This is a genomic window from Veillonella sp. ACP1 (assembly GCF_000286635.1).
GTDB classification, from domain to species: domain Bacteria; phylum Bacillota; class Negativicutes; order Veillonellales; family Veillonellaceae; genus Veillonella; species Veillonella atypica.
In genome coordinates, this window is sequence record NZ_ALKL01000014.1 from 1 (window position 1) to 14,728 (window position 14,728).

The window sequence follows — 14,728 nt, forward strand, 5'->3', positions numbered from 1 at the left end:
GATAGCTTATAAATAGAGGCCACCTTTCATCCAGTCTCGATGCCGAGATTGGATCGTATGCGGTATTAGCAGTCGTTTCCAACTGTTGTCCCCCTCTGAAGGGCAGGTTGATTACGCGTTACTCACCCGTTCGCCACTAAGATTGATAGAAGCAAGCTTCCATCGCTCTTCGTTCGACTTGCATGTGTTAAGCACGCCGCCAGCGTTCGTCCTGAGCCAGGATCAAACTCTCCAAGATATCTTGAAGCTATTTGAATAGCTCATTATTTGTTGTCGTTACATTTAAGTAACTTTGAATTATGGTTGGTTTTGACTATGTCAAAACCCGCACTCTGGCATATGTTCAATCATATGATTGATTACCTATCATTGTTCAGTTTTCAAAGATCTGTTTGCTAGTCACTGTCGTGCGCTAGCGACTTGATTATAATACCAAGTTCAGAGTATTTCGTCAAGCACTTTTTTAAAACTTTTTGAATTAAATTCACATGTTTTAATGATGTGCTGTCATCCGATTTACGCTGTGTCCTAACGACTTGTATTAGTATATCACAAACAAAGAAAACGTCAACCGCTTTTTCATCACTTTTTACAACTTCATTATTAACTCATTTATAATCAATATTTTGCCTTACGTAGCTTGTTACTATATCATTACTATTTCATATAAAAAACACGTATTTACCTAGTATTTTGATAGTTTACTATCATACATACTATAAGAAATACGTGCTTTTTATAATGCTTATTCCGCTATATATGAGTGTTTACGAATTACGAAATGATATAAAGCTAGTGCTATGATCATTATGAGTGATGTAATTTGATATAAAGATTGATAGCCTAATGCATTTGCAATTAAGGCTAAGATAACCGATCCAGCCCCGACGGCTATATCAAGTGCTAAAAAGTATGTGGCTGTAGAAACGCCTGCACGTTCTATTGGTGCTGATTGAACTGCTAACGCTTGAAATGCAGGTTGAGCAGCTCCATAGCCTAGCCCAAGTAATGGCGCAGTACAAATAATCCCAACCGGAGTCGATACCACTCCAAGAATAGCGAGGCCTACGATAAATAGGCCTACACCAGGATAGATGACGAACCGTGAGCCATATCTAGCATATACTTTACCTACTAATGGTCGGCTAATAATTATCATGAGCGCAAACAAAGCAAAGAACACACTACCCCATACACCTGCTCCCATACTATTCAATTCAATAGGAATAAATACTAGAACACCAGAGTATGTAAAACCTATAAACAATCCCATTAATGCCCAAGGAAGGCTTCGTTTTTCTATAAACTGAGATATACTCCATCCCTTAGAAGATTTTTGTTTTGGTTTAGCTAACTCTTTTGGCAATCGAATGACATTACTCAAAATAAAAGCTAGCGCAGTCATTATAGTCAGAAATATATATAGCGCTGAACTTCCATAGACTTGTAATGCATATAAACCAACAGCAGGACCTAATACCATAGCAATATTTGAGAATACAGCAAACATATTGATGCCTTCACCTTTGCGTGAAGCAGGCAAAACAACTACGGCCAGTGCTGCCATAACAGTAGTACCTAATGCAAATATAGCGCCATGTAAGCCCCGTAGCACAAAAATCGTTTGTAACGATGTTGTTAAATTAAACAACCCCATAATAATAAAGAATAAAACAGATGAAATCAATAAAATTATGCGTTTGTCCAACCCATCAATTAAACGTCCTGCAAAAGGACGACATAAGATGGTCCCGATTTGGAAATATGTCATAGCCAATCCCGCATCTAAAGCGGTACCACCTAATTCAGCTGTTAAAATTATGGGCAATGCCGCCACTAAGACATATTGGGTCATATAAAAAATGCCACTACTTACACCATAATTGATAAAAGCAGGACTCCATAAACGTTCTGAACTCACTATATCACTCTTTCTACTTAAAACCTTATATAGTCTTTATTGTATGTTATTTCTCTTTGAATCACAATGATCTCACTCATAAGAAAAACCCCAATCGCAATAAAATGCGATTAGGGTTTATAGCTTTCACCATAACAATCAAATTATTGATTGCGAATGTCGTTCTTATTTCTATTTTTCCAGAGCACCCATAAAGATGTAGCGACACAGATGGAGGAGTATGCACCACTGGCGAAACCAATAATCATACATAGAGCGAAGTTTTTTGTTGTGTCCCCACCAAATACAAATAGAGATACGCAGGCAAACATTACAGTAGCTAATGTATAGATACTACGATGAATACTTTGTGCAATAGAAGCATTCGCCAAGTCTTCAAATGTATCAGTACGTTTATGAGTATGAGCATTTTCACGAACGCGGTCAAATATAACTACAGATTCGTTCATGGAATAACCTACAACGGTTAAGATGGCTGCCAAGAAAGATGCATCGATTTCTAATTGGAAGAATGAGAATACACCTAATACCATAATCAAATCATGGAAAATAGCAGTCAATGCAGATACGGCTATTCTATATTCAAAACGATAAGAAATATAGAGCGCCAATACAGCAAAGGCAATAACAAGATTCAATAGCGCATGTTGCGTTACTTCAGAGCCGATAACAGCACCAACGGTTTCAATACGTTTTACTGTGTTTTCACCGATATCGCTATTCAATTTTTCTACTACAGCTGCACTTTCACTTGGCTCCAAGTTACGAGTTCGAATCATAACATCTTCGCCTGCTGTTTCTGCAGTATCACCAGACAATTGAATTTGTGCATTTTCAAGGTCGAATGTTTTCAATACATCACGAACTTGGCTAACCTCTACAGGTTTAGTGAATTGAACCTCTACAATGGTACCACCAGTATAGTCAATACCAAAGTTAAAGCCTTTTGTAAAAATAGAAATTAAACTAATGATTACTAGAATGGAGGAAATCACAAACCACCAACGATGATGTCTAATTACGTTGAAACTCATTTGCGCTTACCTCCTTTCAAAGATTTTGGTGCAAAATCATCAGAACTTTTACTTGGTGAGATATTAGCACCAAACCAGAATGGATGATTAGTAAAGTTACAATCAATTAATAGGCGAAGCAAGAAATGGCTGACAGTAATCGCTGTAAACATACTTACAACAACACCTACGCCCAAGCTGATAGCAAAACCCCTTACCGGACCAGAGCCTAAGACCGTCAAGATACCAGCTGTAATGATAACGGATACGTTCGCATCAGTGATTGTAGAAAGAGCCCGTTTAAAACCAGCCTCCATAGCAACACGCATGGATTTACCAGAGAAAACCTCTTCCTTAAAACGTTCGAAAATCAGGATGTTCGCATCTACCGCAACACCCATAGATAAGATAATACCCGCAATGCCCGGCAAGGTCATAGTTGCATTAAAACCTTTACCTAACACGAGAAGTAATAACATAACATATACAAGCAATGCTACATTGGCAACAAAGCCGGATAAACGATAGAGCAAAAGTAAGAATACCATGATCATGGCAATACCAGCGCCAAACGCTACTACGGATTTATCCTTTGAATCTTGACCCAAAGAAGGACCTACAGTACGAACTTCAAGGACATTAATTTTTACAGGTAATGCACCAGAACGCAATAAAATTGCTAAATCTTTTGCTTCATCTAAGGACTTACTACCAGAAATAGTAGCCTTACCACCGGTAATAGCTTGTTGTACTACAGGGTTGGTTAATACATCACCATCGAGAGTAATGGAAATATGACGACCAATATTTTTAGATGTTAAATCAGCAAATTTCTTTGCCCCTTCATCACTAAGCTCGATAGCAACTAAAGGTTGTTTATTTTGACCCATTTCCTCTTTTGCATCTTTTAGGTCATCACCGGTCATAACAGTCTCGCCTTTTTCATTTTTAAATTCAAGGACCGCTGTTTTACCGATACGTTTCATTGCTTCATCAGGATCTTTAACACCTGGTAATTCAATGATAATACGTTTTGCCCCTTCCCGTTGCACAATAGGTTCGGACAGACCCATTTCATTAATGCGTCGTTCAAGAATTTGTTTTGCTCGTTCTACCGCATCATTATCAGCTGTACCATGCTCAGTATCCTCTGCTTCTAGCACAATATGCGTACCACCTTGTAAATCAAGGCCTTGCTTTAATGAACCGGCTAACGGTCCAATAAAATACGCAAAACAACCAATAATTGCAGCAATAACGACTAAGAATTTAACTATAGCCTTGCCTTTCAAAATCGTTGCTCCCTTCTAAATAACATGAATTACACCCTGTTCTGTAACGATAGCGGGCATACGTTGATCATAGCGTTCCATCGGAATCGGGTTTTTCATAATTTGCGCTTTCCATGCGACACCAATATAGTTCGATGGTGAAAGCCCCTTAAGAAAACGGTCATAATAACCATTTCCCATTCCCATACGACCACCAAGCCGATCAAATCCGGCACCAGGCACTAACACAAAATCAATATCCTTAGGATCAATGATTTCATAGGGCTCCTTTGGGACACGGATATTTAGGACGCCATGCACTACATCGTGAAGATTATGAAGTCGTACAGCAATCATCGTAGTCTTATCAGTACAAACAGGTACATAAACGCGTTTACCTGCCTGTAAAGCATGTTCTATAACATCATCCAAATTGGCTTCTTTAGGCATCGCTAAATAGGCCATAATCGATTGTGCCTGTTCATACTGAGGTAATTGAACAATCTCGTGACATAGCTTAGGTGCCCAAGATTCACAATCTGCAATAGATAAAGCAGCGCGCTGGGACTTGCACGCCTGGCGCACTGCTTCTTTTGTTATCATTACTTAGTTTCCTTATTTTTTTTAGAAACTACGGATGCGATAGCAGTACGAGCAAATGTCATTTCTACTTTTTCCGCTACTTGTACCTTAACTTTTTCATCATCAAGTTCGATAATTTCGCCATAGATACCACCAATAGTTACAATTTTTTGGCCTTTTTTCAAGCTGCTCAACAAATTAGTACGTTCTTTTTGTTGTTTCTTTTGTGGACGCCACAACAAGAAATAAAAAATTACGACCATCAAAAGGATTGGCCAGCTAGTTTGTAAAATTTGTTCGATATCACCCATGGGTAATCCTCCTCACTAAAATTCATCTTATCTTTATAAGTATATCTATTCAAAATGAATTTGACTAGTTTTTTTATATTATTTATTAAAGTTATCCCAAAATTGCATTCTAAATTGAGGGAATCGATCCTCTAAAATAGCTTTACGCATCTGGCGCATAAACTCTAATAAGAAATATAAATTATGGTATGTAACAAGTCTCAATGCTAAAATTTCTTCCGCCTTATATAAGTGGCGTAAATAAGCACGAGAATAATTTTTACATGTATAACATTGACAACCTTCTTCAAGAGGGCCCCAGTCATGCGCATATTGAGCATTTCGAATATTAAGACGCCCGTGCCAAGTCATGGCCATCCCATTTCGCGCAACTCGTGTAGGATATACGCAGTCAAACATATCAATACCGCGAGCCACCCCTTCTACCAAACAGTCAGCTGTACCAACGCCCATCAAATAACGAGCTTTATTGGTTGGCAACAACGGTGTTGTATATTCGAGAATTTCATTCATCAAATCATGTGGTTCCCCTACAGATAAACCACCAATGCTGTATCCTTCAAAGTCCATCGCCACTAATTCTGCTGCACTTTGTTTGCGCAAGTCTTTATACATACCGCCTTGCACAATACCGAACATACCTTGTCTATCATGAGCATGACGAGCCTCTTGACATCGATGTGCCCAACGCGTAGTACGCGCTGTAGAGCGTTTCGCATAATCATGTTCTGCAGGATAAGGAATGCATTCATCAAAGGCCATCGCAATATCAGATCCAAGTTGTTCCTGTACTTTTGTGGCCACCTCTGGGGAAAGAAATTGTTTAGATCCATCGATATGAGATCTAAATGTTACCCCTTCTTCGGTAATCTTACGCATATCGCCTAAGCTGAATACTTGGAAACCACCGCTATCCGTAAGGATTGCTTGATCCCAATTCATAAATTTATGAAGGCCACCAGCTTCTTCTATGAGTTCAGGACCAGGTCTTAGGAACAAATGATAGGTGTTGCTTAAAATCACTTGTGACCCAATGGCCTTTAGCTCTTCTGGCGTCATCGTTTTTACTGTCGCCTGTGTCCCAACGGGCATAAACATAGGTGTTTCATACGTGCCATGTGGCGTATGTAACAATCCCGCACGGGCACCCGTATGAGGACATGTTTTCTGTAATTCATATGTAATACTCGGCATAGAATCTCCTAACGTATAAACATAGCATCGCCAAAACTAAAGAATCGATATCGTTCTTTTACAGCTGCTTTATAAGCTGCTAAACAATGTTCACGACCGGCTAGTGCACTAATGAGCATTAATAATGTAGATTGTGGTAAATGGAAATTGGTTACCAATGCATCTACCATCTTAAATTTATAGCCCGGATAGATAAAGATTTTTGTCCATCCACTTGTGGCATGTAGTATACCATCATCAGTAGAGGCTGATTCCAAGGTGCGAATCGATGTAGTACCTACTGCAATAATACGCTTACCCTTAGATTTTGCTTCATTAATACGACGCGCTGTATCTTCAGATACGCTGTAGAATTCGCTATGCATATCGTGATCTTCAATAGTTTCTACGGATACAGGTCTAAAGGTACCTAAACCAACATGAAGGGTAACAAACTCGAGTTCTACACCTTTAGCTTTAATTTTCTCTAATAGTTCCGGTGTAAAGTGTAGTCCCGCTGTTGGAGCCGCAGCAGATCCCTTTTCCTTTGCATACACCGTTTGATAGCGATCCTTATCCTCAAGTTTTTCATGAATATATGGTGGTAACGGCATTTCACCAATTTCTTGAATAATATCATCAAATACACCATCGCAGGTAAATTCCACGATACGACCGCCAAAATCAGTTTTATCTAATACAGTTGCTTTCAACCGCTCATCAAACACAATAACCTGTCCAATCGGACATTTCTTGCCAGGTTTAACGAGACACTCCCAGCGGTTTTCTCCACATGGTGTAAGTAATAAAACCTCCACCTTGCCACCGGAACCCTCTCGTTGACCATATAACCGAGCTGGGATAACCTTCGTATTATTAAACACGAGGACATCTCCTGCTTGTAATTCATCAAGTAAATCGTAAAAATGTGCTTTATGTGTATACTCACCAGTTATTTTATCCAATGTAAGCAACCGCGATGTATCGCGAGGCTCTACAGGATGTTGAGCAATAAGCTCCTCTGGTAAATCATAATCAAAATCTGTAACTTTCATTCTTATCCTTAATACATTTTTTTCAATGTAATACCACTATAGTAATGTCTTAAAATTGTTTGATAATAATTAGTGTCCCCCGTACCAGCTCGTTTCGCCATTTCAGCGGCGCCCCATTGTGACATACCAAGACCATGGCCCCACCCATGACCTTTAATGTACACTGTATCATTCTTGCCTGTGAAAGTATGATACGCTTTACCAGTTGAACTTGCTGGATTTTGATTGACATAAAAATCAAATAATGTTGACTTTAAACCTAACATGCCCCGTAAATCATCACCACTTACCGTAACCTTACCAGCAGTACCTACGAAGGTCGCCGATTTAATACGCCCAGACACGCCTCTATCGGCTGTGGCCTTGCCAGGATTTCCCAATGGGGTTAATTGAATACTCTTCAACTTACCCACTCCCTTACTAGCAGCATTTAACTTGCCCTCTAAAGTGCTACGGCTTGTGGATACTGTCCAATTTGACGCACTAGAATTGCTATTTGAAAAATCTTTAACACCTTTCAAGTACGGAATATCATTGCCCCATACATTGACACTGTCCTCGGTATAGCCACCACCATCAGAATGGAACAAGGCATTAATAGGACGATTATTATATAGCATAACAACGCCTTTAGTATGATTAACAGCAGCCGTAGTACTTTGTGTTTCACCGCTCACACCACCATATACTTGATGATCTGTAGACGTGCTCACATCATAGAGCTGATTTTTATTTTGCTCCATCGTATGTAGTGCATACGTACGAGCCGCTACTGCTTGCGCTTCTAAGGCCGCTGCTGGCCAAGATGGAATCGCCTCTTGTGGAACAACACCATATAAATACGATTCCAATGGAACTGCATTAATAACCATCATAGCTCCATTATTGGCCCGCAATGTAAGAGCCCCTCGATACGCTTTGCCTTCAAAAGTAAAAATGTCACCACTCGTAGGTTTTAATGTGACAACAGAATCAAGAGCTTTGCCATTAACAGCAATCTTATTGCCCCGTACACCTACGGATACAACCTTATGACTACCAACCTTACCATTATTGCTAGTAAGAACGGTTACACCATTTGCACTCGATACGGAGGCATCTTGACGACGAGATCCAAGTAAAACGCGAACGTCCGGTGTATTTTCTACACGAACGCGCGTTGTTACTTGTTCTACTTGATTCTTCGTCACCACCGCGGCCGTTGCACGAGATGCTGTAGTAGAAATTGTAATCTTCGGTTTTACAGCAGTAGTATTAGCAACCTTTGGTTTTGCATTGGCTATGGTCGTACCCTTTGGTTTTACGTTTGATTGTGCAGTAACCTTAGGTTTAACAGTTGTAGTTGCTGTAACTTTAGGTCTAATAGTCGTAGATGCAGTAACCTTTGGCACCGGTTTTGTAACAAGCGGTTTAAACGTGGATTTTCCAATAGTTCCACGCACAGCTTTTACAGGAGTTTTTCCCGACACCGTTGTTGATGATTTAGCTACAACAGGTTTTGTTCCCGATTTACCTACTACCTGTGCAGCCTCAACAGTTGCAAAACTATGAATGCCTAACAATAATGTTGTCATAATCATTAATGGTAATTGTTTCTTTTTCATTTTATTTCCCTGTTTGCGAAATACCTAGATGATCATAAGCCAATTTAGTAGCCACACGCCCCCGCGGTGTTCTACCTAAAAATCCCAATTGCATCAAATATGGTTCATACACATCTTCGATGGTATCTCTCTCTTCACTGACAGCAGCCGCTATTGTTTCTATCCCCACAGGGCCACCATCATAATTTTCAATAATACACTTCAACACTCGTCTATCAATGCGGTCAAGTCCCATCTTATCCACATGTAGACGTTTTAGCGCTTCATCTGCAATATCCGCAGTAATAACGCCATTCCCCACAACTTGTGCAAAATCGCGAACCCGTTTCAACAAACGATTCGCAATACGCGGTGTTCCTCTCGAGCGACGAGCTATTTCACTAGCACCAGCCTGCTCAATACCGATATTCAAAATATCCGCTGCACGAGTTACGATAAATTCTAATTCTTCTTGTTTGTAATATTCCAATCGACTCACGATACCGAATCGATCACGCAATGGTGCAGCCAATGCCCCAGCTCGTGTCGTCGCACCAACCAACGTAAACTTTGGTAAATCAATGCGGACGGAACGCGCACTTGGTCCCTTGCCGATGATGATATCCAAGGCATAGTCCTCCATAGCAGAGTACAATACCTCTTCTACACTTCGTGAAAGTCGATGAATCTCATCGATAAACAAAACATCATGTTCATCAAGATTCGTCAAAATAGCAGCTAAATCTCCGGCCTTTTCTATAGCAGGACCTGATGTTATACGAAAATTAACACCCAGCTCATTAGCAATAATGCCAGCTAATGTGGTCTTACCTAGCCCTGGAGGACCATATAACAGAACATGATCTAAGGCTTCACCACGCTGTTTAGTAGCTTGAATATAAATATTCAGATTATCCTTAGCCTCTCGTTGGCCAATATACTCATTAAAATACTTAGGTCGAAGACTATATTGCCATACGTCCTCTTCTCGATCACCGCCGCCTACGAGGCGTACTTCTTCGTTCATGGCTAACGTCCTTTCCCAAGTTCAACTAAACAAGCTTTTATCAATGCAGATACATCTTTTGAACCATCGTTTAAGGATTCAACTAGTGCTTCCACATCTTTTTGCGCATATCCTAATGATACCAGTGCCTCAATCGCCTCCCCGCTCGGTCCGCTATGAGTAACATCAATTGGTTGGATGGCTGCAGGTGTTTCAACACTGATCTGAGTCATCTTCGCTAACTTATCCTTTAATTCTAGAACAAGACGCTCTGCCGACTTTTTTCCTATGCCCGGTAATTTTGTTAATTGTTGTACCTGACCATTAATAACAGCCAATTTGAAAGCCTCTGGCGTCATGCCGGACAATATGCCTAAGCCTACCTTTGGCCCAATCCCAGAAACAGAAATGAGCAGAATAAAAAGTTCGTACTCATCCTCTGTCCAGAATCCGTATAGTTGCATCGCATCTTCCCGAACATTGAGATAGGTAAACAATGTGGCCTCTTGCCCCTCTATTAATTGTTGTCGTGTAGTGGTTGGCACATACACACGGTACCCTACACCATGTACATCTACATAACAAGATTCCTTGAATAGATGTGTTACAATGCCTCGTACATACCCAATCATTTAATTAACCTCATCAATCTATCTTGGTGAGAACTATGCGCCGTACAAATGGCGACTGCTAATGCATCCGCCGTATCATCGGGCTTAATTTTCTCACGAATCCCCAAAATATTCATGGTCATGTAAATAACCTGATTTTTATCGGCCTTACCATAACCGGTAACAGCCTGTTTAATTTGTAATGGCGTATATTCATATATAGGTATTCTCTGTTGCTCTGCGGCCAGCAATATAATCCCACGCGCTTGACCTACCTTAATCGCCGTCGTTACATTACGATTAAAAAAGAGTTCTTCTACACCAAACTTATCCGGCTTATATTCCTCTAAAATATCGCTTAAATCATTAAATAAGATTTCTAAACGCTGAGCATCTGTCAGTTCCTTCGGGGTCGTAATAGCCCCATAGGCTACTGGCGTTAGCTTGCTTCCCTGCACGTCAATAATGCCATAGCCACAAATTGCCGTACCTGGGTCGATTCCTATAATCCGCACTCCATCCCCCTCAGTTTAAAAATGAGATAAGCCAAAGCTTACCTCGTAACACTCATAATCTATTTTATTATAGCATATTAGACCATCGAAATTCATGAAATCACGATATTTTTATTACCTTTTTACAAGGAGAAACTAGAGGAAGACAAAAAATGAGGAGTGCTCCTAGAGCACTCCCCGTTTCTATTATTCTTCTTCGTCGTCTGGCAAAATACCATTGTGGTATACGTTTTGTACATCATCAAGGTCATCCAAAACATCGAGCATTTTTTGCATTTTTACAGCATCGTCACCAGATAATTCGATAGTTGTATCTGGAATCATTGTAATCTTTGCCACTTCAGTTTCTATGCCCGCATCAGCCAATGCTTGTTCTACTGCATCAAAATCTTCTGGCGTTGTATAGATTTCAAATACATCATCTTCCGCTTTAAGATCTTCTGCACCCGCATCAAGAGCCAACAATGTCAATTCATCTTCATCGTGACCTTCTTTATCGATAACGAATACACCTTTAGATTTAAACATCCAACCTACACAACCGCTTTCACCAAGATTACCACCTTGTTTGGAGAAGGCATGGCGCACATCGGCAGCCGCACGATTACGATTATCCGTCATAACCTCTACGGTAACAGCAACACCGGCAGGACCGTAACCTTCATATACGATTTCTTCATATGCATTCATATCCGTAGCGCCAACGCCTTTATCGATAGCACGTTGAATATTATCCTTAGGAATATTATTTTCACGAGCTTTTTGTAAAGCCAATTTCAAGCGCATATTACCTGTTGGATCCGCACCACCCATACGTGCTGCAACGGTAATTTCACGACCGATTTTCGTAGCTAATTTAGCCTTCAACGCATCGGTTTTACCTTTTTTATGTTTAATATTTGCCCATTTTGAATGTCCTGACATAGACGCCTCCTATTTATTCCACCATGCTTCGCCCCGCAATCGATCCAAGATGATTGAAACGGCACTACGCACAGATAAATGATTGTATTCACCGTGGCCATATATAGGTTCTAAAATATAGTCAAAGCTTTCCATCGTTTCTTTTGTCATACCATAACCGGTACCAAATAATACTAACACAGGGCGGCCCTCATTTTCAAGATGTTCACGCATCCGTGCATAGGAAATTGTATTATCATAGGTCCGAGCATCGGTAGTTGCTATGATGGGTTTCACCCCTTCTAATTCCTCGATAGTACGCACTGCCACAGCGATAGAATTAACGAGTTCAACGCCTGTGAAAGCATCTTTTCTATCTGGATTATAGGTACTACCAAAACCAGATTTCCAATGTTCCATAATGGTAGCCGCTAACTCTCGTTGAGCCGGTATATTATGAATCACAAAATATTTAGACACATCATAGGTGATAGATGCACGCGCAATATCGTGAATATCATAATTTGTAATGGCCGTCGTTATTACCTCTTTATGTTTATTCATAATCGGATAATGAACGAGTCCAATATATAAATTCGCCAATACTATATCTCCTAAATCTTAAACAACTTTTATCAATACATAGTACCATCATATCCATTACGAAGCACTAGACCGCGCACCAGCACTACCAAAACCAGACTTTTGCCCTATAGATGATGCTTTCTTACTTCTATTATTCTCATAACTACGAAAGATTCTTCCACCGCCATAGCCATGTATAGTTGATCCTGATGACGTATATTCATTAGGTTGTTCATACGGTTTTAATGGCGATACCACGCGATACGTCATAGTTCGTCCATCCATACGTGCCGTAGGAGGATTAAACCCATGAAACATATAATACCCAGCTGCAATAGTTGGTAACAAACTTGCCAAACCAGCATCCCACACTAAGTTTCCACCATTATCACGGTGAAAGGTAACTGAACGATTATCGTCATACAAGGCGGTTTCTTTTCCATCGCCATGGTTTAAAAGAGAATACCGATTACCTTGACTATCCTTTAATCGAACCTCCCCCTCATTTGCCTCTGGATAAACCTTATCACACACAGCATAGGAGATATCGTTCCAGTATGAATACACACCTACAAGACCAGCAACTGCGGCGAAAGCACCTGTAAGGTATATGGTTTTCTTACTTGGCTTATACATAAAACGCTCCCTTAGTGCACAGCACCGCTAATAACAAGAGCAAGACCAACGAAAATGCCAAATACAAGAATACCAGCCGCTGTATTACCACGCATAATTTCTTCGGATAATTTATATTTACGATGCCAAATATTGATAAACATATAGCCCGTTACAAATAGTATAATACCTAGCACAGCGTATACAACACTGGCTACAATGCCATGTAACAGAGACGTATCAGCCGTAGTCACGGCTGGTGACATAATAACAGCGCGCAAAATTTCACCGATACCGATAAATGATCCCGCTGAAAGCCACGCCACAGCACAGTTACCACGCTTAATTTCTTCACTAAATTTTCCAGGCACGAAGAAATCGATAACCGTATTCGCTGTTAACATCAGTATAACGCCAAAGCAAGCATAAAAAATTGTCAATAATACATCTGGTATATAAATCATAATAAGCCTCCTAATAATATAATTTTGTATTGGATGTGTTGTTAGAGTTGCTGGTAGGATACAATCGTTCGCGTCCCGTATTATCCCCTAGTCGAACCATGGTCGCATAGTTATCGAGTATATGAGAGCTGATTAATGTACGATCAATAATTTTCCAATCCTCTTGTGTTAATTTTGATTGTTCACATACCTTAACCCTAGTTTGTCCATCCGTATTAGTGATGAGATACACCAAGTCCCCAGAATAAAATACAATAACTTCATGTCCCTCTTCTAAGGTATCCCGCTCATTCTTAATATCACCATTCACAGAATCAATCAAATCTAATGCGGTACTAACAGGATCTAGTGTAGACGTGTATACATAGTCGCTATCCGAATCTGTCTTTGTATAATATGCAGATGTGTCATGCATATGTTCTTTTACCGTATAAGGCACTCCAAACATAGCGCGTATACTATGCCAAGACAAATCATTGTCCGACCAAAACAAAAATAGTAAAAATAGTACACCATACCCCACGCCAACAGCAATAGATCCAAACCTTTTTTTCATAAATTTGTTACGCATCTTTTGCTTAATAGCTTGAGCGGCTGCATCATTACAAAGGCGAATATTCACCAAGGGCACTCGTGACCCTTCGGCAAACATTTTTTCACCTTCAAACCACTCTTCTTCAAAGAATACACTAGCACCACCTTCACAAGGCAGCTGATATTCTCGATATCCTGCGCGGTCCCCTACGGAGGCACCACTTTCACCATCCACATCGACAACCTTTTCTAAGCCGATTTGATGTAATGTAAAATCTTTCCCTGGCCGTGTATGAAAGGATGTTCTAGATACGGTACACCATTCATTATCATTGTACTCAATGGTTAACCATATTTTATCGATTCCCTCAACAGCCTCCAGCCCATATTCATGCCAATAATCACCAGGTGATTTTGTCATAGACGGCTGGCCCCTATAGGATTGTTCCTTATCTGCTTTTGGAATAATCTCTATATATTTAATTTTCTCAGTGATTACATAACGGCTGCCATGAACCTCTAAGACATCATAACAATTAAACTCCATACGCACCCTCTCTAAAGTAGACATAACCACAACTGCTAC

Annotated in this window: 16 protein-coding genes and 1 rRNA gene; all 17 read right to left on the reverse strand. The window is 40.2% G+C overall.

The window, feature by feature from the left end; translation table 11 throughout:
* A 16S ribosomal RNA gene (locus tag HMPREF1151_RS05890) occupies positions 1 to 238 on the reverse strand; the annotation flags it as partial.
* 507 nt (positions 239 to 745) lie between these two features.
* On the reverse strand, positions 746 to 1,921 hold the full coding sequence (locus HMPREF1151_RS05895) for an MFS transporter (RefSeq protein WP_009661469.1): 1,176 nt from the start codon (positions 1,919 to 1,921) through the stop codon (positions 746 to 748).
* A gap of 143 nt (positions 1,922 to 2,064) precedes the next feature.
* The gene (gene secF, locus HMPREF1151_RS05900) at positions 2,065 to 2,955 is read right to left on the reverse strand and encodes a protein translocase subunit SecF (RefSeq protein ID WP_005378319.1); all 891 of its coding nucleotides are present in this window, start codon (positions 2,953 to 2,955) and stop codon (positions 2,065 to 2,067) included.
* On the reverse strand, positions 2,952 to 4,226 hold the full coding sequence (gene secD / locus HMPREF1151_RS05905; protein ID WP_009661460.1) for a protein translocase subunit SecD: 1,275 nt from the start codon (positions 4,224 to 4,226) through the stop codon (positions 2,952 to 2,954). The genes secF and secD overlap by 4 nt, the downstream gene beginning before the upstream one ends.
* Before the next feature lie 15 nt (positions 4,227 to 4,241).
* Entirely contained in the window at positions 4,242 to 4,808 is a 567-nt protein-coding gene (locus HMPREF1151_RS05910) for a 5-formyltetrahydrofolate cyclo-ligase (RefSeq protein ID WP_009661465.1), read from the reverse strand.
* Positions 4,808 to 5,098 carry a preprotein translocase subunit YajC gene (yajC, locus tag HMPREF1151_RS05915; protein WP_005378318.1) on the reverse strand — a complete coding sequence of 97 codons (291 nt, stop codon included), beginning with the start codon at positions 5,096 to 5,098 and terminating at the stop codon, positions 4,808 to 4,810. The genes HMPREF1151_RS05910 and yajC overlap by 1 nt, the downstream gene beginning before the upstream one ends.
* 78 nt (positions 5,099 to 5,176) lie before the next feature.
* Complete coding sequence (gene tgt, locus HMPREF1151_RS05920; protein WP_009661477.1) at positions 5,177 to 6,292, reverse strand: tRNA guanosine(34) transglycosylase Tgt; 1,116 nt, start codon at positions 6,290 to 6,292, stop codon at positions 5,177 to 5,179.
* 8 nt (positions 6,293 to 6,300) lie between these two features.
* Complete coding sequence (gene queA, locus HMPREF1151_RS05925; RefSeq protein WP_005381777.1) at positions 6,301 to 7,326, reverse strand: tRNA preQ1(34) S-adenosylmethionine ribosyltransferase-isomerase QueA; 1,026 nt, start codon at positions 7,324 to 7,326, stop codon at positions 6,301 to 6,303.
* Between the two features lie 8 nt (positions 7,327 to 7,334).
* Positions 7,335 to 8,930, reverse strand: a complete 1,596-nt coding sequence (locus tag HMPREF1151_RS05930; RefSeq protein WP_009661487.1) for a SpoIID/LytB domain-containing protein — start codon at positions 8,928 to 8,930, stop codon at positions 7,335 to 7,337.
* A gap of 1 nt (position 8,931) precedes the next feature.
* A complete protein-coding gene (gene ruvB / locus HMPREF1151_RS05935) occupies positions 8,932 to 9,936 on the reverse strand; it encodes a Holliday junction branch migration DNA helicase RuvB (protein WP_005378326.1) in 1,005 nt (334 codons plus the stop codon).
* Between the two features lie 2 nt (positions 9,937 to 9,938).
* Positions 9,939 to 10,547: a Holliday junction branch migration protein RuvA gene (gene ruvA, locus HMPREF1151_RS05940; protein ID WP_009661450.1), complete on the reverse strand. Its 609-nt coding sequence runs from the start codon at positions 10,545 to 10,547 to the stop codon at positions 9,939 to 9,941.
* Positions 10,544 to 11,041, reverse strand: coding sequence for a crossover junction endodeoxyribonuclease RuvC (gene ruvC, locus HMPREF1151_RS05945; protein ID WP_005381796.1), 498 nt, complete (start codon positions 11,039 to 11,041; stop codon positions 10,544 to 10,546). The genes ruvA and ruvC overlap by 4 nt, the downstream gene beginning before the upstream one ends.
* A gap of 186 nt (positions 11,042 to 11,227) precedes the next feature.
* A complete protein-coding gene (locus HMPREF1151_RS05950) occupies positions 11,228 to 11,965 on the reverse strand; it encodes a YebC/PmpR family DNA-binding transcriptional regulator (protein WP_009661479.1) in 738 nt (245 codons plus the stop codon).
* 9 nt (positions 11,966 to 11,974) lie between these two features.
* Positions 11,975 to 12,547, reverse strand: coding sequence for an RNA methyltransferase (locus HMPREF1151_RS05955; RefSeq protein ID WP_009661492.1), 573 nt, complete (start codon positions 12,545 to 12,547; stop codon positions 11,975 to 11,977).
* Positions 12,548 to 12,604: 57 nt separating this feature from the next.
* The gene (locus HMPREF1151_RS05960; RefSeq protein WP_009661429.1) at positions 12,605 to 13,165 is read right to left on the reverse strand and encodes a hypothetical protein; all 561 of its coding nucleotides are present in this window, start codon (positions 13,163 to 13,165) and stop codon (positions 12,605 to 12,607) included.
* A gap of 11 nt (positions 13,166 to 13,176) precedes the next feature.
* Entirely contained in the window at positions 13,177 to 13,608 is a 432-nt protein-coding gene (locus tag HMPREF1151_RS05965) for a DUF350 domain-containing protein (RefSeq protein WP_009661466.1), read from the reverse strand.
* Positions 13,609 to 13,618: 10 nt separating this feature from the next.
* Positions 13,619 to 14,689, reverse strand: coding sequence for a hypothetical protein (locus tag HMPREF1151_RS05970; protein WP_009661455.1), 1,071 nt, complete (start codon positions 14,687 to 14,689; stop codon positions 13,619 to 13,621).
* Positions 14,690 to 14,728: the final 39 nt, after the last annotated feature.